This is a genomic window from Enterococcus rivorum, assembly GCF_001742285.1.
Lineage (GTDB): Bacteria > Bacillota > Bacilli > Lactobacillales > Enterococcaceae > Enterococcus_L > Enterococcus_L rivorum.
The window spans coordinates 1-20,748 of the sequence record NZ_MIEK01000036.1 but is presented as its reverse complement, the minus strand read 5'-3'; the positions used below and the strand labels follow the sequence as shown (position 1 = coordinate 20,748).

The following is a 20,748-nucleotide window of genomic DNA, read 5'->3' as shown; positions in this document are numbered from 1 at the left end:
AAGGATGAGTTCATTAAGTTTAGCAGAAAAAGAAGCAATTATTTTAGAGAGTGATTCAGATCCACAACGTATTTTAAATATTTTGATTTCAATTCAATTTGCTTCAGAAGAAGGATACATCGACGAAGAAACAGCGAGATTGGTTGCCGATCGTTTACATTTAAGTGAAGCAAGGGTTTATGAAATCTTAAGTTTCTATTCCATTTTAAAAACAGAACCACAAGCAAAATATGTATTAAAGATTTGTGATAGCACTCCTTGTCATTATACAGGTGGAACGATGGTTTCTACACTTTTAGAGACAGTATTAGGAGTTCCGGCAGATCAGCCAACCGAAGATGGGTTGTTTATGTTCCACAGCATTCCTTGTATAGGAGCCTGTGATCAAAGTCCAGTAATAAAAATTAAAGACACTGTTTTTGGAAACTTAACGGAAGAAAAAATCTGTCAATTGTTAGAAGACCTGCAAAATGGACGTTATCAGGATCTATAGGAGGAAAAGGAATGATTAATCGGAATCAACCTGTTTTATTAGAGCGTGTGTTAAAAATGAAAAATGCAACAGATGTAGAAGAATACCAAGAATATAGCGGATTTGAAGGTCTGAGAAAAGCGATTCAAATGGAGAAAGAAGCTATTTTGGATGAAATAGATATTGCCCATTTGAGAGGACGTGGTGGTGCAGCCTATCCAGCAGGAAAAAAATGGCGCCATTTGTATGGCTCTAAAGGAGATACAAAATATATTGTTTGTAATGCCGATGAAGGAGAACCTGGAACGTTTAAAGACAAAGCTTTATTAGAACAAGATCCTTTGAGTGTGATTGAAGGAATGGTGATTGCAGGCTATCTTTTTTCAGCAAAAGCAGGCTACATTTATATGCGTGGCGAATACCGAAGAATCCAAAAAATCTTTCAAGAAGCGCTGGATAATGCAGAGCAGGCAGGTTTTTTAGGAGAGAATATTTTAGGAATTCCCGACTTTGATTATAGAATTACCATTATTTCAGGTGCAGGAGCGTATGTTTGTGGTGAAAACTCAGCACTATTGAACTCCATTGAAGGAAAAACCGGTCGTCCAAGAGTAAAACCGCCTCATTTGGCAGATGTGGGCCTATATCTAAAACCGACGTTGGTAAATAATGTCGAATCCTTTGCTGGAATTCCAGTGATTTTAAGAGAAGGTGGACAAGCGTTTCTAGACTTAGGAACGGAAGATGGTGGTGGAACTAAACTAATTTGTTTATCTGGACATGTTAAAAATCGTGGACTATATGAAGTGAATTTAGGAACGCCTCTACAGGAAATTATTTATTCCGAGGAATATGGCGGAGGTTCAGCAACTGGGCGACCTTTAAAATTTATTCATTTTGGCGGTCAATCAGGACCAATTGGTGCGGTTTCCAAGCTAGATGACTGTATCTATTCTTATGAAGGTTTGTGGGAGAAAGGTTTATCGATTGGTTCAGGAGCAATTGTTGTGATGGATGATCAAGTTAGTGTTGTTGATTATTTAGTAAATGTAGCAGCCTTTTTTGCCCATGAATCCTGTGGGAAATGTACACCTTGCCGTTTAGGAACGACCCGAATATTAGAAGAATTAGTGAAATTCCAAGAGGGACGAGCAAGTGAAGAGGATCTTGAGCGATTTGAAAAAATGGTCACACATGTGACGAATCTTTCTGCTTGTGGCTTGGGGCAATCCATTTGTAATCCAATGATGAGTGGACTAACCCATTTTCCAGAAGAATTCAGAGCCGGGATTAATCAAGAAGCAATGGAAATGCAAGGGGGGACTTGGTAAAATGGAAACAAAAACAATGACTGTAACCATGTCAATTGATGACCAAAAAGTAACAGTACCCAAAGGAACGACGTTACTGGAAGCCGCTAGTGAGTTAGGGATAGAAATTCCAACCTTATGTCATTTAAAAGAATTAGCACCTGATGGCTCTTGCCGGATGTGTGTAGTTGAAGTAGAAGGTGGTCGTAAAGGTGGACTAGTGACTGCTTGTACAGCACATTGTAAAGACGGAATGGTGATTCATACAGGTTCTCAAAAAGTCAATGATTCGCGCCGTTTTATTCTTGATTTATTATTAAGTAATCATAAATTAGAATGTTTTTCTTGTGGCAAAAACGGAGATTGTAAATTACAAGACTACTGCATGGAATATGGCATTGACGATACTAGCTTTACAGACGGAAAAAGAATGCCTTGCCATCAAGAAGATACCACAAATCCGTTTTTTGACTATGATCCTGAAAAGTGTATTCTCTGTCGTCGGTGTTCAAGAGTTTGTCAATTACGACAAGGGCGAGACGTGATTAGTATTTCAAAACGTGGCTTTGATACAAAAATGACACCGAGTTATGAAGCTTCTTTTGATGAATCACTTTGTGAATCCTGTGGTAACTGTGTTTCTGCATGTCCAACAGGAGCGTTAGTAAGTAAGGAGCACAAGAGTTATCGCGCCTGGGAAACGAAAAAAGTTCGTACGACATGTCCACATTGCGGAACAGGTTGTCAAATGAATTTAGTGGTAAAAGGAAATCAGTTAGTAGGGGTTGAACCTGCAAATGGTCCGGCTAATCGAAACCTTTTATGTGTGAAAGGAAAATTTGCATCCTATAAATTTGTTGGGGCAGGCGATCGTTTGACAGAACCGTTAATTAAACGAAATGGTATTTTTGAGCCTGCTACATGGGATGAAGCATTAACCTTAGTAGCAGATAAATTTAGTCAATTAAAAGCAGATTATGGTGCAGATTCATTAGCTGGTTTCTCTTGTTCTCGTTCTGTTAACGAAGACAATTATGTGTTCCAAAAAATGGTTCGCGCTGCTTTTGGAACGAACAATGTCGATAACTGTGCGCGGGTTTGTCATTCTGCTTCCGTTCACGGATTAGCCCATACGTTAGGCTCAGGAGCTATGACTAATCCGATTGCTGATATTACAACTGACGTTGAAGTCATCTTATTGGTAGGTTCTAACCCAACAGAAGCCCATCCCGTTGTCGGGGCTCAAATTCGCCAGGCGATCCAGAATGGTGCAAAAGTGATCGTAGTTGATCCACGAAAAATTGATTTAGTGAAAGACAGCGCTCTGCATCTACAAGTAAAAGCAGGAACCAATGTGGCGTTTGCTAACGGAATGATGCATGTGATTTTAAAAGAAGGCTTGGCTGATCGTGACTTTATTGAGAACAGAACAGAAGGCTTTGAAGAGCTAGAACGCTTAGTAGCTGAATATACTCCAGAAAAAGTCGCAGAAATTTGCCACATAGATGCAGAAGATTTAATTACTGCTGCTAGAATGTACGCAAAAGCGGATAAAGCGCCAATTATTTATTGCTTGGGGGTAACAGAGCATTCTACTGGAACAGAAGGCGTAATGAGCATGTCCAATATTGCAATGCTTGTTGGAAAAATTGGAAAGCAAGGATGTGGGGTAAATCCACTTCGTGGACAAAATAACGTACAAGGAGCCTGTGATATGGGCTGTATGCCTTATGACTTCCCGGGGTATCAAAAAGTTGCCAACCCTGAAGTGATTGAAAAATTTGAAAAAGCTTGGAATGTTTCTCTCAGTTCGAAAACGGGCTTGACCTCAACGCAAGTCTTACCAGCAGCTACTGAAGGAAAAATTAAAGGATTGTATATTTTTGGAGAAGACCCTATCGTTACTGACCCAGATACCAATCACGTACGTAAAGCACTAGAAAACCTAGACTTCTTTGTCGTGCAAGAATTATTTATGACAGAAACTGCAGCCTATGCAGATGTTGTTTTACCTGGTATAAGCTATGCAGAAAAAGATGGCACGTTTACAAATACAGAAAGAAGAGTACAACGAGTTCGTAAAGCTGTTGAACCAAGAGGCGAAGCCAGAGAAGATTATGCGATTTTCTGTGAGGTGATGACTCGTTTAGGGTATCCTTGCCATTATGATTCTGCAGAAGAAATTATGGAGGAGATAGCTGAAGTAATTCCAACATTTGGCGGAATTACTTACGAACGCTTGGAAGAAGAGGGACTTCAATGGCCTTGCCGCTCGAAGGAAGATTCTGGTACGCCTATCATGCACGTAGAAGAATTTACGAGGGGGAAAGGATTGTTTATGGCAATTCCTTATAAAAAATCAAGAGAGTTGCCAGACGACAGCTATCCATATTTAATGTCAACAGGAAGAATGTTGTATCACTATAATACCAGAGCGATGACAGGTAGAACGGAAGGAATAAATAAGATATCGAATCGATCTTATATTGAAATCAACACAGTTGACGCAGATCGTTTAGGTATTGAAGAAGGGGATAAAGTGACAGTTAGTTCCAGACGCGGAACGATTGAAACCTATGCAGCCGTTGGCGATCGCGTTTTCCCGCAAGAAGTATTTATGACTTTCCATTTTCCAGACGGGAATGTGAATGAACTAACGATTGCTGAATTTGATGATATTGCGATTATCCCAGAATATAAAGTTTGTGCGGTTAATATTGCACCTGTAAAGTAAATAACAATGTGTGGGATAAAATTCAATAAGTTTTATTCCACACATTTGAAGGTTTAATAAAAGGTGTTTCGAAGCCTGTATTTATAAAATAGACTATTCCAAAAGGGCTTTAATATAAACTGTAGTATCTGACCACTAATTAGAAGGAGCTAAGTCAATGATTGAAGTAGAATCTGCAAGAGAAAAAATTCGTCAAGTTTTATCCCAACAAAAAAAGGTAGAATCTATTTCGATTTTAGATGCGGTAGGGCGCGTTTGTGCAGAGGATATTTCTGCCCAGCTAGCAGTGCCTGATTTTGTACGTGCCTGTATGGATGGGTACGCAGTAAAAGCAGAGGATATCCAAGAGGCGAGTTCAGAAAATCCTGTTTGTTTAAAAGTCATTGATTCTATTTTTGCTGGCGATACTTTAACTGATTATTCTAAGGGAAAAGGCGTTGCTGTTAGGATTATGACAGGGGCACAGGTTCCGGAAAATTTTGACGCCGTGGTTAAACAAGAATGGACAGACTATGGGGAAGAAGAAGTTAATATATACAAAGCAATCGAAAAGGGGAAAAATTGCAGTGAAATCGGCGAAGACATTTCGTTAAATCAACCTATTGTTTCCAAGTATCAATTGTTAAATAGCTATGCAGTGGGGGCTTTGGCAACGCAAGGAATTCAATCGATCAAAGTTTTTGCTCCTTTAAAAGTAGGGGTCTTAGTTACTGGCAATGAATTGGTTTCTTTAGAGAGATCGTTAAGCCAAGGGAAAATCTACGACAGTAATTTATACACGCTTGTTTCACTTATTCAAACTAGTGGTGCTGAAGTCGTTTTTAAAGAAAAATGCTCGGATGGTATCGAAGTTATTTGTGAGACTATTTACCAGCAAATTGATGACGTAGATCTTTTTATCACTACAGGAGGTGTCTCGGTAGGTGAGAAGGATTATGTGCCAGATGCGATTGGAAAGCTAGGTGGAAAATGCTTGTTTCATTTTGTTCATATGAAACCGGGGACACCGGTGATGGCTAGTTTGTACCATAATCGAGTCATTTTAAGTCTGTCAGGCAATCCATTTGCATCAATCGTTAATTTTCATGTCTTTTATTGGTCCATTTTAGCTTATTTTATGAATTGTCCTGAGCTAAATTTGAAATGTCGGGAGGTGAAACTTGCTGAAGATTTGGCTGTTTCATCGATTCGTCGATTTATTCGGGCTTTCGAAGAAAATGGTGTGGTGTCTCTAACTTCAGGAAAGCAGTATGCATCGGTTAATACTATTAAGACCAACTGTTTAATTGATCAACCAGCCAAGATAAGTTTAGAAAAAGGGGATTGTGTAAAGGTTTATTATTGGAAAGAGTAAGTAAAAATAGAAAGTAACATTCAATAAAATGAAAAAAAGCAGTGAAGAGCAAAATGTATATGCTCTTCACTGCTTTAATCTTTTTTGGAACGAATTATGATTTCAATTCATTCTCTCTTTTTTTCTTCGTAAAGTAAACACCAGCAATAACGGTCATACCTAAAACAGATAATGTGATTCCGTTTGTTTTTTCTCCTGTTGCTGGTAAAGTGCTTTTCTTCTTCTGTGTTACTGGAGGAAGAACAGCATTTAAAGGTTCAACAACTGGAGCGGCAGGTGTAATTGTTGATGGTGCTGGAATAGGATTAGTAGGCACTAATGTTTCTTCAGCAATTTCTTTATAGACTAAGGTCATTGTTTGATCTGTATCTGTAAATTCAACAGTGATTGGATCAGGTACAGGGGCCCCATTAACACTGATTAATTCCATCCCTGGGAACCAAGCAGGAGTAAAAGTACCGGTTTCACCAAATTTTCCTTCGAATACTTGATTTTCATCCATCAGGTTGTTCCCTGAGGTATCTAAACAAATAATCGTCAATTTAGTTGTGATTCTTTCATAAACAACGTCAATAGTTTGTAGCTTATCTGTAAGAGTAACTCGAGTTGTTGGATTTCCAACTAGTCTATACCCACGAACTTCAGGGGCAGTAAATGTGAATGAATCATTGATATTTCCCACATAGAAGGTACCTTGCACTCCTAGGACAGGAAGTCCATCTTGATCTACTAGATTGATATCAGCACCTGGTGAGCTTGTTGCATAAAGAGTCACCGTAATTGCTGGCATTGAGTCAGATAAAAGACCACTTAAATAAATGACACCAGCAATTGCGTATGTATCAAAACCAGGAGCAGAAATGATAGAAACGGCATAGCCTTTTGGAATTGATATACTTGCAGTTTTACCAACTTCACCTGTTAAGGTTGTAGAAGAAATTGGAGCCCCAGATTCATCTATAAAATGTACTGGAACAGAGACTTTAGTAGCTTTAGATTCTTTTTTTTCTTCTGAACTAGAAGTTGTTTCTGTTGTCGAAGTACTAGTTTCTGATGAAGCTGATTCTTCGACTGTACTTTCTGAAGTAGTGCTTTCGGAAGAGATTACTGTATCACTTGTAGAAGCCGCAGTGCTTTCTACAGTAGTTGACTCTAACGGTAGACTTTCAATTGTAGATGAGTCAACTGTTGGTGCTGTTTGTTGCGTAGATTCAGCGGTTGTCGAAGTTTCTGCGACTGCTTGCTGTGCAGTCAGTATTGTTGGTGCTAACAAAGTAACCAACGCAAGTCCTGCGATTTTTTTATTCATTTTCATTTTCTTACTCCTTTTTTTATCATACAAGTATGAAATAATATTTTGTACAAAATAATTATACCATCATTAAAATCGCGTTTTTATCATATTTTTCTATAAAATAACAATAAAATGATAATATAAAAAAGTATGTGTTTTTTATATAGCGAGCTAATAAGTTTTGCTTATTTTCAAAAAAACGTTTTCTTATGATATAATACAAATAAAGAATTGTTATGAGGAGTGAGGTTGTGAGACTGGATATGGTTGGAATCATTTGTGAAGATGTGGAAAAATCTAGTTTATTTTATGAACGATTAGGATTTCAAACTATCGGTGAAAAAAGTAATGATTATTTAGAATTAGATAATGAAAATATAAGGATTTCATTGAATTCTAAAAAAATGGTTGAAGGAATCTATGGTTTTGTCCCTAGCAACCAAGGAGAAAAAATCGAGTTAGCTTTCTTATGTGACTCTCCTGAACAAGTAGATAGTACTTGTGAAAAAATGATTGCGTTTGGCTATGACCTATTTAAAGAACCGTGGGATGCATTCTGGGGACAACGCTATGCAATTATCAAAGATCTTGACAACAATTTGTTAGCGCTATTTGCCAACTTAGAAAATGAAGAGGCGTAAGGGAATCAAAAAAACGTTTTGACTAAAAAAATACAAAGCTATTCAATTAAGAGAAAACCTATTTTCATGGGGTTTCTTTTTTTCTTTTTGTGAACAATTACTAAAAAAAATTATTCAACTCACATTGTTTTTTTTTAGATAGAGTGATAAAATTAACTAGAATAGAAAATAATCTAGTGTAATATTCACTTTATAAATGAAAGCGTTTTAAGGGGCGTGTTTTAATGGACAAAGCTACGCATTTTACACATATTAATGAAAAAGGACAGGCCCATATGGTGGATGTCTCTGAGAAGCTGAATACAGAGCGCTTAGCCATCGCGTATGGGGAAATTCATATGAACCGAGAAGTTGCAGAAGGAATTAAAAATCAAGTAATAAAAAAAGGCGAAGTACTACAGGTGGCAAGAATTGCGGGAATTATGGCTGCAAAAAAGACAGTAGATTTGATTCCTCTATGCCATTCGATTGCATTAACCAAATGTGAAGTAGAATTTAGCTGGAAAAGTGACCAAATTTTAACTGTACAGTGCTTAACGAAAACCGTCGGACCAACGGGTGTGGAAATGGAAGCTCTAACAGGTGCTAATGTTGCATTGCTAACGGTTTATGATATGTGTAAAGCGCTGGATCGCCAAATGAAAATAACCAATATTCGTTTACTAGAAAAAGCTGGTGGGAAAAGTGGTCATTTTGTCTTAGCAGACGAAAAATAGGAGTAAAAGAGTGGCAGAATGGAGCTGTTTGAATGAAAGATTCTTTTAATCGTGAAATTGATTATGTTCGGCTATCAGTTACAGATCGCTGTGACCTTCGCTGCACGTATTGCATGCCTGCTTCAGGAATGTGTTTTTTGAAAAAAGATGAATTGTTAGATTACGACGAAATTATGTTTTTAATTGAGAATCTGGCGCAACAAGGAATAAAGAAAGTCAAAATCACTGGAGGAGAACCACTTACAAGAAGAGATACGGTAGAGTTAATTGATGCAATAAAAAAAATTAAAGGCATTGAAAAAGTGACGTTAACAACAAATGGGATCCAATTAACGAAATATGCCAACGCTCTAAAAGCAGCAAAATTGGATGGCATTAATTTAAGTATAGATACCCTTGATCCAGAAGAGTTTCGTGTTTTAACCAGAGTAGGAGAAATTCAAAGAGTGTTAGATGGGTTAAAAGCAGCAATCGATGCGGGGTTGTCTAATATTAAAATCAATACTGTTGCAAGAGAAGAGCTGACTGAAGCAGAGATAGAAAAAATCACTTCATTTGCAAAGGATTATCCAATTCATATTCGTTTTATAGAGTTAATGCCAATTGGCTTAGGAAAAGGATGTCCAGGAAAAACACAAGAAGAAGTAATGGATATTTTAGCTAAGAAGTATGGAGACTTAATTCCTTATCAAGGAAAACTAGGAAACGGACCTGCACGCTATTTTTCTTTGCCGAATTTTCAAGGAAAAATTGGTTTTATTAGTGCATTAGGACATTGCTTCTGTGATGATTGCGATCGAATCAGAGTAACCGCCAACGGGTTTTTAAAAACCTGCTTACACATGGATGAAGGCTGTGATTTAAAGCAAGCACTTCAAGAAAAAAATAAAGAGTTATTATTGAAACAAATAGCTTTAGCTGTACAGAAAAAACCAGAAAAACATCATTTCCTTGAGGATCAAGATCAGGGAGATCATCGTTTTATGTCTCAAATTGGAGGATAAGTGAAATGTCAAAGGGAGAAGTTATTGCAATTAATATTAGTGAGCGACGCGGAACACAAAAAAAAGAAATCACTGAAGCTGATTTAGTCAAAGGATTCGGTGTAGAAAATGATGCTCATGGAGGGAATTGGCATCGTCAAGTTAGTTTACTGTCATTTGAAAAAATAACAGAGTTTAATGAAAAAGGAGCGCTAGTAGGAAATGGTGCTTTTGGCGAAAATATAATTATCTCTGGCATTGATTTACGTCAATTGCCTGTTGGAAGCCGGATGCGCATAGGTGAAGCTGAATTGGTAGTCACTCAGATAGGAAAAGAATGCCATAAGCATTGTCAAATCTATGCTCGTGTTGGAGATTGCATTATGCCAAGAGAAGGTATATTTGCAGTGGTTGTTGAAGATGGGCACATCAAAAAAGGTGACCAACTTGAAGTTATATAAAGTGGGAATTGTAACTTTAAGTGATAAAGGTTCTCAAGGTCTTCGTCAAGATGAATCAGGTGCCTTAATTAAGGAATTATTGTCTTCAGAAAAGTATGAAGTTGTGTCTCAAACGATTTTACCTGATGAAGAAATACAATTAAAAGAATTGCTTATTGACTGGTGTTCTTCTTGTGATCTAATTTTAACAACGGGAGGTACAGGGTTAGGTGTTAGAGACATTACGCCAGAAGCAACATTGGCCGTGGCAGAAAAAATGGTTCCTGGGATCAGTGAAGGGATGCGTATGTTAAGTCTTCAAAAGACGCCTTTTGCTATGTTAGGCAGAGGGGTTGCTGTGGTTCGGAAGCAAACATTGATCATTAATTTACCAGGCAGTCCAAGAGGGGTAAAAGAAAACTTAGAATTTCTATTTCCAATATTACCCCATGCCTTAGATATATTAACTGACTGGAAAACAGAGCATTAAATTGGAGGAAAAAGCATGGAAGTGATTAAAACAATTGATGCAGAAGGTCTGGTTCTATGTCAAGATATCACTAAAATTGTCAAAGATGAATTTAAAGGCGTCGCTTTTTCAAAAGGACACTGTATCAAGAAAGAAGATATTCCTGTGTTGCTGTCTTTAGGCAAAGAGCATCTCTTTATCTGGTCCGAAAAACCAGGGATGATTCATGAAAATCAAGCAGCCGACATCTTGTATAAATTGGTTGCAGGGAAAAATATGAGACCTACACCTATAGCTGAGGGGAAAATTGAAATTGTGGCAGAGATAGATGGGTTATTAAAAGTGGATAAGGAAAAGCTAATTGCTTTAAATTCTATCGATGGGATTGCAGTGGCAACCCTGACTAGCAACCAACCTGTTCATTCTGGTCAAAAACTAGCAGGAACTAGGATTATTCCTTTAGAAATTCAAGAACAAAAGCTGATCGCAGCAGAAGAAACAGTTGGAACAGATCCCATTCTATCGTTACTTCCTTTTAAAAAAATAACCGTCGGAATCGTTACAACGGGAAGTGAAGTATCAAAAGGGTTAATCCAAGATGCACTTACTCCTGTAGTGAGAGAAAAATTGGCTGCATATCCTACGGTAGAGATTAAGTTTCATGAGATAGTGACAGATGACCCAAAACTAATTACGATTTCGATTGAAAACATGCTAGCATCTGGTGCAGACATAGTCTTTTGTACAGGCGGAATGAGTGTTGATCCTGATGATCGAACGCCACTGGCAATCAAGCAAACAGGAGCAGAAATCATTTCTCACGGAACGCCTGTTTTACCTGGGTCGATGTTATTACTAGCTTATTTAGAAGACAAAACCATTGTTGGGTTACCAGGAGGAGTTATGTTTTCTGAAAGAACAGTATTTGACTTGATTTTGCCGCGACTAATTGCGCAAGATAAAATGACTAAAGCTGAAATAAATGCTTTAGGATATGGTGGTTATTTATAAAAGGAGCTTATTAATGAAAAAAACGATTAAAATTAGCCTGTTTCTGTTGACGATGATATCTATTTTGACAGCCTGTAGTTCATCGGTTTCTAAGGAAAAAGACGCAGATTCTACTAAGGAACCCCCAAAAAAACAACATTTATTAATCGCAGCAGCAGCTAGTTTAGAATCGGTCATGGAAAAAGAAATTATTCCAGCTTTTGAAAAGGAACACTCAGGAATTAAAATTGAGGGCAACTATGATAGTTCAGGAAAATTACAAGCACAAATTGAAAAAGGGTTAGAAGCGGACATCTTTTTTTCAGCGGCAACGAAACAAATGAATGCATTAGTTTCCCAAAAATTAATTGAAGAAAAAAGAGTAATTCCCTTGCTTCAAAATAAATTGGTTATGATAGTGCCCAGTGCATCTAATGAAGTGATTACTAACTTTACTGATTTAACAAAGATAGATATGATTGCGATAGGTGATCCTGCTAGTGTACCAGCTGGACAATATGCTGAAAAAGCATTAATAAAATTAGGCTACTGGGACTATGTTAAGTTGCACGCAAGTTTAGGGACGAACGTAACGGAAGTCTTAAATTGGGTAGCTGAAGGAAGTGCTCAAGCAGGATTAGTTTATGCAACAGATGCCATTGGAAATAACAAAGTAAAGGTAGTCGCGGAATTACCAGAAGAGGCACTAACAGAAACGATTGTTTATCCTGTAGCACCATTAGAACAGTCCAAAGAAAAAGCGGTTGTAGATGAATTTCTAACTTTTTTACAAAGTAAAGAAGTAGTTAAATATTTTGAAGAAGCAGGATTTACACTAAATAAGTAGGTGGTTTTCATGGACTTAAGTCCAATTATAATTTCTTTAAAAACATCAATTATTGCAATAATCTTTACTTTTTTTAGTGGGACGATTATCGCTTATCTTATTTTTCGATTACAGAAGCGCAAGCTTAAAATTCTATTTAATAGTTTATTTACATTACCGTTGGTTTTGCCGCCAACGGTTCTTGGATTTTTTTTACTAGATATATTTGGTGTACAGCAGCCAGTTGGTAAGTTTTTGTTGGACTTTTTTTCAGTTAAAGTAGTTTTTTCATGGCCGGCCACAGTGATTGCAGCGATAGCCGTTTCTTTTCCATTAATGTATCGTTCGGCGATAGCTGCTTTTGAACAAATTGATCCCGATTTGATTGCTGTCTCTCAAACATTAGGCTTTTCAGAAACAAAGATTTTTGTGAGAATTGCCTTACCCCTTGCCTTAAATGGACTTTTAGCAGGTGGCGTTTTGGCTTTTGCTCGTGGACTAGGCGAATTCGGAGCGACAACAATGTTAGCTGGAAATATTTCGGGAAAAACCAGGACACTTCCATTAGCCATTTATTCAGCAGTTGCTAGTGGTGATTGGTCATTAGCGACAAATTATGTTTATATTATTGTGATTGTCTGTCTCTTTGTACTTTTACTAGCAGAACTGTTCAATCGGAAAGCACGAGGGGATTATTTATGAAACTTTCGGTTGATATAAAAAAGAAGTTGAAAAACCATGATTTAAGGGTTTCTTTTGAAATTGAAAAAGAGACTTTAGGTTTTCTGGGTGCTTCTGGCTCAGGAAAAAGTATGCTGCTTAAATGTATTGCAGGGATCGAGACACCAGATTCTGGTCGGATTCAGTTAGGTGAGAGAGTTCTTTTTGATAAAGAATCAGGAATTAATATTTCTCCTCAGGAACGTAAAATAGGTTTGTCATTCCAACAATATGCATTATTTCCGCATATGTCAGTCTATAAAAACGTAGCAAGTGTGACTAAGAATAAAGCGCTAGTTTCAGAGTTAATAACTATTTTTCAATTAGAGAACGTTAAAGATAGCTATCCAAGGCAACTTTCAGGGGGTCAAAAACAACGAGTTTCTTTAGCTCGCATGTTGGCGTCAGAACCAGAGTTATTGCTTTTTGATGAACCGTTTTCTGCTTTGGATGCTCCTCTTAAAGAAGAGCTACAATTAGAACTAAAAAAGCGTCTATCTTTTTTTGATGGAAATGTGCTGATTGTTAGCCATAGCTTAGATGAACTTTACCGACTCTGTCCGCAATTGGCAATTATTACGGAAAAAGATTTTATCTTTGGGCAAACAAAACAGCTATTTAGACAACCTAAAACAGTAGCAGCAGCTAAATTAACTGGTTGTAAAAATATATTCCCTATTGAAAAGGTAGGAAAGCGTGAAGTTAGAGTGGTTGGCTGGAAGGAGACATGGTATGTGGATTCTCCATTAACAGAAGAGTGTGGGTATATCGGGATTCGGGCTCATGAGTTTTCTGTCGAAATAGGGGAGAATAAGCTTCCGGTTGAATTTATTCAGCAACAGCAAAATCCTTTTGAACAAGATGCATGGTTCAATCATCAAGGACAAAAAATTTGGTGGAAAGGGAGCAAGCAAATTGATGCTAGTAAAATCCAGCAATTTACGGTTCCACCTGAAGCCATTATGGTTTTAAAATAGCTAAAAAAATAACCATCCAGTAGTCATTCGATAAATGGCTATTGGGTGGTTATAGTTCTGAAATTTTAGATAGATTCCACTTGTTTATTCAATCTAATCATTTGTTTTAACAATTGTTTTCTTTCCATCATTCTCAATTACTGCTGTTTTACTGGCAACTTCCAGCCCATCATTTTCATAGTTTGAATCAGAGAAGTTTGCAATGACAAACAGTTTTTCTCCAAACTGTGTTTTTTGGACTAAACGATCATCAGTCAGCACTTTAAAATCGGTCATTTCATGTTGTAAAGCAGCTTTTTGGAAAGGGGACCAAATTTTAGCATTTTGAGAAATGTCTTTTTTACGTTCATCCCAAGCGCTTTTATCAAGATGCATCATTGGCGGTGTATTATATAGATACTCTGTTATGCGACGTTCATTGACTTGGTCTTTAATTTTGTAACTATCCCACTCCCAGTGATGAGAAGTGATAACAGAACGGTTATACACAAGTTTATAGAGTGGAAGCGAGTAGACAGGATCAGTATAGATGGCTTTATACTCCTCTTTAATAGGCACAACTTTTTTGTATTTCGTTGGAATGCCACCATCTAGCGCAGCATAACTACCCACATAGTATTCACTTTCCTTGTTTTCACGCATATCGGGATCAGACCACATAATAACCGGTGTTTCAATTCCATGAGCGAAAACCATATCTTGTGAAGCAAAATCATTTCCACCTTCAGAACCGACGACTAGCCCATTTTTACTAAAATAGTCCATTCGTTTTAAGCGACCAGCTACATCTTCACTTTGGGTTGTTAAATGATCGGGGCTGTAATCGTTATAAATTTCTCCAGCTGCATCTGTGTCTAAAAACCAAGAGTTAAAAGGGATATCATTTTTCATAATGCCCGTAAAACGTTCTTCAACATCTGAGCTGATTAATGTAGGATTAAGTTTGCGTCCTTTTCCTAAGAAGCCAGCTGCTTTTTCGCCATTTTTCTTCGTAACCGTCGCATTTTCGTACAATGTTTTATTGGTAAAAGAAGCTGTGTTCCAATCAATACTAGCATTCTCTTGGATGGATTGATAAGAATCATAAGGTCCGATTAAGTAACCCTCATTGTTTGCTGTTTTCACCAGTTCCGGATTCATTAAACCGTTCGCCCAATTAGGCAAGCCAACCCAAGCATTTTCCACACCTGCTTGTTTCATTTCTTTAAATACCTCAGAGGAAGTGGCTTGGCCCCATTTTTCTAGTGGTGGAGCTAACGCTCCAAGAGCATCCGCTAACAAATGTTTATTTAATGTATAATATTCTTGTTCACTAAGGCTTTCAATTCCTTTATCCAGCAATTTTTGTGCAGTCTTATCAGGGTTTTTAAAAATGTCTGGATTGTAAAATTGTGGATACAACAATGTGTAATTAAGTGCCGTTAAGAATGTATTTTTTTCATACTTGTAGCCTTGATTATTTTTGAAGGCTTGTAAAGCGGCTAAGTATTCAGCGGAACCATCTTCCCCATATTGTTCTAACAAATCCCCAATCCATTGGAAAATAGGCTCATCAGTCATACTTGGAAGTTTAGCCCACTTGATATCGTCTGTATTCAAAATACGACTATTCCAAAAATAAACTTGAATCGCACCACGCATTTTTTCAATCTCGGGATTGGTCTTTTCTTTTTCATCTAGTGTTTTGAATTGGCCTAAATTCATTCGATCCATTTGGTAAGTTTTTGCAATAGCAACGGGATCATTGTCGGTAACATACAAGCGATAATTCATTGATTTATTTTTGTCAAAGCCAATAAATTGATGACTTGCTTCCATGGTTAGGTGAGGCTCTGTTTTAGTAACTAAATCACTGTTGAAGGTATTGTCCATTACAAAGGTTGTAGCAAATGTTTCCTGGTTCACTGCAAAAAAGCTCATGGAAAATGCTTCGCTCATAGATAACTCTTCATTTTCTTTAAAATAAGAAAGCCAATCTTTTTGATTGTTAGGAATTGTTTTCCCTTCTCCAATCGGCAAAATATAATTTTTCGCATCTACTTTTGGCCAAGAGAAAGAGTGGTCTTCATCTGATGAACTGGTGAGAGAAACAGCCAAATGGTTATCTTCTTTTTTTACATTGACTTGGATTTGTTCAGTAGGATACCTCCAACTAATTTCTGCTTTGGTTTGGTGTAAGTCGGCCACTTCTCTAGACTCTTGTGGTAAAGAAACGGTCGCTTTCTTTCCGTTCTCTGTAATAGATATAGCAAAAGTTTCGGGATCAACCTCAAAGGAAAAATCTTTTTTTGCGTACGTCTTATTTTTTTCAATTTCATGATTAAGACTGATTTTTTCTGACTTTTTAGTACTTTTTCCATTGGCCATAGTACAAGCTGACAAAGATACAGTAATTGCGGCTAAGCATAAGTAAGTAGTTATTTTTTTCATCGTGTCCCTCCTTAAGGTAAACTGATTGTAGCAAGGTATTGTTACAGGAATATGGCAAAATGAGCGTTAACGGGGAAATTATATCCGCTCCACTACTAGTAGCTGTTGTCAGTGGAAAACCGTGGAACCACTCTGAGCCCAAAGATCAGGTCTAAGAGCTTCCAAGCTTCAAACTTGGGCTAAATCAATAGCAAGCCCAAGTAATTCACATTGGATTCTCAACACGGTTACTGGTGCCAACTACTAGTAGTTCCGCTATTTTATTTACAATAAGTTATTTTCTTTGCGTTATGCTCCACTTGATGAATTGAAAAATAAACACTTAAAAAGAGGAGGGAAATATATCCAAAGCCTCTTTAAAAGGTAGTGATAGCAATGGATTAGACTTTCCTAGATACCTCAATGATAGTTGGGAGGACAAAAAATAAGTGCTGATTACTCAGCACTTATTTTTATAAAAATGTAAAGTGAAAATCAAGGTTTCGTGAACCAACCGGGCATCGATTTTAAAATTATGCTCAGTCATAATAGATTGGACAATGGATAATCCTAACCCTGTTCCAGACAAGTTTTTGTTACGAGACTTTTCATGAACATAGAAAGCTTCCCACAGTTTTGTGACATCAAAATTGGCTGGTAAACTTGTTTGGTTGCTGATTGAGAATTCAACAAATTCTTTTGTTTCTCGCCAGTTGACTTGAATTTCTTTATTCGTGGTATATTTTATACCATTAGTTAGTAGATTGTCGAAAACTCGTTTCATTAATAATGGGTCAGCTTTAATCAAGGGTAAGGGTAAGTCTGTATCGGCTTCTAAGAGGAAAATTCCTTCTTGATTCAAAGTTGGTTTAAGTTCATTGACTGTTTTTTGCCAAATATCCATTAGCTGAGTGGGGATTTTCTTGACGTCATGTTGTTGTTCTAATTTTGCATAGTCTAACATTTGATCGATAATATCGTTTAATCGTTGAGTTTGTTGTAGAATGACAGAAATGTATGTGCCGTCATCTAGACCATCTTCTATCCCTGAACCGTAAGCTTTAATCAAGGCAATTGGTGTCTTCAATTCGTGAGTTAAATCAGCAGTAAATTGTTTTAACTGTTTATTTTTAGCGAGTAAGTTTTGTTGGTAAGCGGCTAAAGCATGACTCATTTGGTTGATACTGACAGCCAATTCCCCAATTTCGTTGTTTGGTATCTCATCAGTTGTTACGAACTTTAAGGTTGCAATTTCTTCGGCAACCATTTTCAAATTTACTAATGGATTAGTTACTTTTTTTACAGAAATATAAATGAGAATGATAATAACAATTAAAGTAACGCTTAATGAAATCAAGTTGAAAGTATTGATTAGTCCAGCAGTTTCAGAAAAATTAACCGTAGAAACTCCAACTAAATAAAAGGTTTGATCGATTACTTGCATGTCAACTAAGAAACTAGATTTTTGCTTCCCTTGATCGAAGTTCCGTTGAATTACTTTCGAATCTTTTGTTAAATGATCGATGGTTTCTTGCGTAATCCAAAATCGGTTTAAGGCTACTTTTTTTCGATTCAACTGAACATTTAACGCTTCGTTAAAATCATCTATGGAAGTCTCATCCAGAGGTTGAGTAATCACGGTGACTTGGTTACTATCCGCTAATTCAGTTAGTTTTTTTTCGGTTCTTTTTGAAGCGGGAAGTTGTTGAATGTCATTTAAAACAGTGCTAACCTTTTGTTCCATTTTTGAAAAGTAATAGTTAGGGACAATTAAAGTGTTTAAAATAAACATGATGACAAAGCTAACAACAATGATAAATGAGAAAGTCAGAGTAAGGGTAGTACTTATTTTCCTAGTTTTCTTTTTCAATGAGATAGCCCACTCCTCTTTTCGTTGATACAATATCATCGCCAATTTTTTCTCGTAATCTGCGGATGTGGGTATCCACAGTTCGTTCTACGCCATCATAATTCATTCCCCACACACCAATTAAAAGTTGTTCTCTAGTCAAAATACTTCCGCGGTTGTTAAGAAGCATCATCAATAAATCAAATTCTTTTTTTGTTAGCTCCAGTGTTTCTTCATTTTTCCAAACCTTCAAGTTGGCTGGATCTACTAATAAATGCTTCAGGGGAATCATTTGAGTCAATCCAAGTAATTTTTTTATTCGTAAAAGTAATACTTGAGGATGGAAAGGCTTGGTGATATAATCATCCGCACCATTAGATAAAGAAATAACTTCATCTTCTCCAGTTGACTTAGCAGTAAGCATCAAGACTTTTAACTGGCTTTCAGACTTTATTGTTTTTATTACTTCAATGCCACCTATTTTTGGCATCATCCAATCGATAATAGCCAAATCAAGTTTTTCCTGATAAAAAATTTCCAACGCTTCTTCCCCATCTAAAGCTGTGAAAACATTGAAGCCGTCTTTTTTTAAATAAGCACTAATAATTTGCACCATTTCAGGACTATCATCAGCAATCAAAATATTCACTCTTTAAAACTCCTTTATTGTAGCTTTATGTATTTCTTTGAAAAACATTTAGAAGAGTTCTTCTAAAAATAAGAATAACAGGCTTCTGACTTAAAAGCGTCTATTTCGCTCAATTTATTTGTCATACTGATCTAGTTGAAACTCTTCAATCAACTCAATTAATTTTTCTGCATAGTTAGGATCAGTAGCATAACCGCCATTTTGTAAAGCAATAGCAGCTTCTTTATAATTATTACTCGTTTTAATAGGTTCATAAGTTGCGCCTTTTAAAAAGTTAATATGGTCAACCATTGATTCTTGAATCGTTGCATATTTTTTAAAGGAATCGTCAATCGTTATTCGTTCTCCATTGATTACTTCGTCTGTCGGCATGATACTAGATTGATTATTAAAAGTACCTTTGATTCCGAAGAGATTGTTTGCTTCAGTAGCTAACTGGCTGCGTCCCCAATCAGATTCTAAAATAGCTTGAGCAATCGTGATACTAGCAAATAGATGTGTCTGATTTTGTAAATTTTGAGCTTCATAAGCGATATCATCGATAAAGTTTTTTTGATAAATAGTTGAATCATCATACTGTATCGCCTGTTCTTTTTGTGTAAAAAGAAGAAAAATACTAGTAAATGATAGCAAAATAATAATTATAATTGGAAGGATATTTACCTTTTTTTTCACGGTTCGTTTCATCGAAAAACCTCTTTCTTTGCGAGAATATATTTAGTATAGCGGGTTAATGTTACAGATATATGCCAAATTAGTGAAAAATTATGGGTGTTTCTTAAAAGTCTCGCTTTAAAAAAAATTTGTGTAAACGCCTTTTTATGTTGTATATTAAATTAAATTTGATAAAGTGAGAATAGTAGATTTAGCTTGGAGGTGCTTGTTTGAGTTTATATTTGGAAATACCTGAGTTTGAAGACGAACTGTTATTTCGAACCTTTATAAATGATGGGATGACCATTGTCTATCCTCATTGGCACAAGGAAATAGAAATAATTTATTCAAAGCGAGGAACCGTGAATATTGGTGTAGGCGATGACATTGTTTGCGTTTCTGAAGGAGAAATTTACTTTTTTGCTAGTGGAGAGCCTCATTACTTTCTGGCCTCTCCTGACAGTGAACGGATTGTTTACCAATTTGACTTACAGCTATTTGATGAAAAATTATTGAGGCAATCACAAGATAAATCCCTAGCAGAGTTATTTGAAAATGGGGCAAAACACAGCTCAGAGTGGCCAGAAGCACTTACTAGGAAGGTAAAAGAGTTACTGTTAGAATTATATGAAGAGCTAGAAAGTGACAATCTCGGGAAAAAATTTGCTATTTATGCTTATCTCTTTCAATTAGTAACACAGTTTTACCGTCAATTACCAGAAACTAAATTAACAGTAAAAAAAGGTGGGAGAGCATCGACAATTCGCTATAAAGAAACTTTGGAGCGTTTAGACAAGATTTTTTCATATGTTGAAATGTATTACTTGGAATCAATTAGCTTAGAAGAAGTAGCAAGAGAAGTTGGATTTAGTCCCTATTACTTTACTCGTTTCTTTAAAAATAATACGGGACAAACATTTATGAGTTTTTTAAATGAATACCGAATTATCCAGGCTAAGTTTATTTTAGCGAATGAGAAAATTCCTATGATTGAGGTTGCAGAAAAATCTGGTTTTTCCAGTGTGAAAACATTTCACCATGTTTTTAAAGAATCGGTAGGAATCTCTCCTTTGAAGTATCAAAAGAGTATGAGCGAAATCGGAAAATAAGTAGTGAACAGATATTTTTAAATGAATATCTGTTTTTTTGTTTTTTTTTATATTATTTGATTTGTCAAATTAAGCTGGACAAATGCTTATCATTTACGTAACTCAAAAATACCTCTAATGGTGTCTGATACTTTAATGATTTTCTTGGTATA

Annotated in this window: 19 protein-coding genes; 14 read left to right on the top strand and 5 right to left on the bottom strand. The window is 36.5% G+C overall.

The window, feature by feature from the left end; translation table 11 throughout:
* Positions 1–4: 4 nt before the first annotated feature.
* The 4 genes from BCR26_RS12340 (at position 5) to BCR26_RS12325 (ending at position 5,870) form a co-directional block, all read left to right on the top strand.
* Positions 5–493 carry an NADH-quinone oxidoreductase subunit NuoE family protein gene (locus BCR26_RS12340; RefSeq protein ID WP_069699301.1) on the top strand — a complete coding sequence of 163 codons (489 nt, stop codon included), beginning with the start codon at positions 5–7 and terminating at the stop codon, positions 491–493.
* A gap of 11 nt (positions 494–504) precedes the next feature.
* Complete coding sequence (locus tag BCR26_RS12335; RefSeq protein WP_069699300.1) at positions 505–1,803, top strand: complex I 51 kDa subunit family protein; 1,299 nt, start codon at positions 505–507, stop codon at positions 1,801–1,803.
* A gap of 1 nt (position 1,804) precedes the next feature.
* Complete coding sequence (fdhF, locus tag BCR26_RS12330) at positions 1,805–4,516, top strand: formate dehydrogenase subunit alpha (protein WP_069699299.1); 2,712 nt, start codon at positions 1,805–1,807, stop codon at positions 4,514–4,516.
* Positions 4,517–4,673: 157 nt separating this feature from the next.
* A complete protein-coding gene (locus BCR26_RS12325) occupies positions 4,674–5,870 on the top strand; it encodes a molybdopterin molybdotransferase MoeA (RefSeq protein ID WP_069699298.1) in 1,197 nt (398 codons plus the stop codon).
* Positions 5,871–5,964: 94 nt separating this feature from the next.
* Here BCR26_RS12325 and BCR26_RS12320 read toward each other — a convergent pair whose 3' ends face one another.
* Positions 5,965–7,185, bottom strand: coding sequence for a MucBP domain-containing protein (locus BCR26_RS12320; protein WP_069699297.1), 1,221 nt, complete (start codon positions 7,183–7,185; stop codon positions 5,965–5,967).
* A 230-nt stretch (positions 7,186–7,415) separates the two neighbouring features.
* Between BCR26_RS12320 and BCR26_RS12315 the strand changes: the two genes are divergently transcribed.
* From BCR26_RS12315 to BCR26_RS12275, 9 genes are all read left to right on the top strand, one after another.
* Positions 7,416–7,805 carry a VOC family protein gene (locus BCR26_RS12315; RefSeq protein ID WP_069699296.1) on the top strand — a complete coding sequence of 130 codons (390 nt, stop codon included), beginning with the start codon at positions 7,416–7,418 and terminating at the stop codon, positions 7,803–7,805.
* Positions 7,806–8,029: 224 nt separating this feature from the next.
* Positions 8,030–8,521, top strand: coding sequence for a cyclic pyranopterin monophosphate synthase MoaC (gene moaC / locus BCR26_RS12310; protein WP_069699295.1), 492 nt, complete (start codon positions 8,030–8,032; stop codon positions 8,519–8,521).
* Positions 8,522–8,553: 32 nt separating this feature from the next.
* Positions 8,554–9,525: a GTP 3',8-cyclase MoaA gene (gene moaA, locus BCR26_RS12305; RefSeq protein ID WP_069699294.1), complete on the top strand. Its 972-nt coding sequence runs from the start codon at positions 8,554–8,556 to the stop codon at positions 9,523–9,525.
* Between the two features lie 5 nt (positions 9,526–9,530).
* Entirely contained in the window at positions 9,531–9,965 is a 435-nt protein-coding gene (locus BCR26_RS12300) for an MOSC domain-containing protein (RefSeq protein WP_069699293.1), read from the top strand.
* A complete protein-coding gene (locus BCR26_RS12295; RefSeq protein ID WP_069699292.1) occupies positions 9,925–10,434 on the top strand; it encodes a MogA/MoaB family molybdenum cofactor biosynthesis protein in 510 nt (169 codons plus the stop codon). The genes BCR26_RS12300 and BCR26_RS12295 overlap by 41 nt, the downstream gene beginning before the upstream one ends.
* 15 nt (positions 10,435–10,449) lie before the next feature.
* On the top strand, positions 10,450–11,424 hold the full coding sequence (locus BCR26_RS12290; RefSeq protein ID WP_069699291.1) for a molybdopterin-binding protein: 975 nt from the start codon (positions 10,450–10,452) through the stop codon (positions 11,422–11,424).
* Between the two features lie 13 nt (positions 11,425–11,437).
* Positions 11,438–12,250 carry a molybdate ABC transporter substrate-binding protein gene (gene modA, locus BCR26_RS12285; protein WP_069699290.1) on the top strand — a complete coding sequence of 271 codons (813 nt, stop codon included), beginning with the start codon at positions 11,438–11,440 and terminating at the stop codon, positions 12,248–12,250.
* Between the two features lie 9 nt (positions 12,251–12,259).
* Positions 12,260–12,931: a molybdate ABC transporter permease subunit gene (gene modB / locus BCR26_RS12280; protein ID WP_069699289.1), complete on the top strand. Its 672-nt coding sequence runs from the start codon at positions 12,260–12,262 to the stop codon at positions 12,929–12,931.
* Complete coding sequence (locus BCR26_RS12275) at positions 12,928–13,926, top strand: sulfate/molybdate ABC transporter ATP-binding protein (protein ID WP_069699288.1); 999 nt, start codon at positions 12,928–12,930, stop codon at positions 13,924–13,926. Before modB ends, BCR26_RS12275 begins: the two co-directional genes overlap by 4 nt.
* A gap of 93 nt (positions 13,927–14,019) precedes the next feature.
* Here BCR26_RS12275 and BCR26_RS12270 read toward each other — a convergent pair whose 3' ends face one another.
* The 4 genes from BCR26_RS12270 to BCR26_RS12255 all read right to left on the bottom strand — a co-directional run bounded on the left by BCR26_RS12270 (position 14,020) and on the right by BCR26_RS12255 (position 19,520).
* Complete coding sequence (locus BCR26_RS12270) at positions 14,020–16,356, bottom strand: glycoside hydrolase (protein WP_069699287.1); 2,337 nt, start codon at positions 16,354–16,356, stop codon at positions 14,020–14,022.
* 439 nt (positions 16,357–16,795) lie between these two features.
* Positions 16,796–18,205 (bottom strand): sensor histidine kinase, encoded by a 1,410-nt coding sequence (locus tag BCR26_RS12265; RefSeq protein ID WP_069699286.1) that lies wholly within the window; start codon positions 18,203–18,205, stop codon positions 16,796–16,798.
* Positions 18,189–18,833, bottom strand: coding sequence for a response regulator transcription factor (locus BCR26_RS12260; protein WP_069699285.1), 645 nt, complete (start codon positions 18,831–18,833; stop codon positions 18,189–18,191). The genes BCR26_RS12265 and BCR26_RS12260 overlap by 17 nt, the downstream gene beginning before the upstream one ends.
* A 114-nt stretch (positions 18,834–18,947) precedes the next feature.
* A complete protein-coding gene (locus tag BCR26_RS12255; protein WP_069699284.1) occupies positions 18,948–19,520 on the bottom strand; it encodes a glycoside hydrolase family 73 protein in 573 nt (190 codons plus the stop codon).
* A gap of 197 nt (positions 19,521–19,717) precedes the next feature.
* On the opposite strand from BCR26_RS12255, the gene BCR26_RS12250 reads away from it, so the two are divergent.
* Positions 19,718–20,596: an AraC family transcriptional regulator gene (locus BCR26_RS12250; RefSeq protein ID WP_069699283.1), complete on the top strand. Its 879-nt coding sequence runs from the start codon at positions 19,718–19,720 to the stop codon at positions 20,594–20,596.
* The last annotated feature ends 152 nt before the right edge of the window (positions 20,597–20,748 follow it).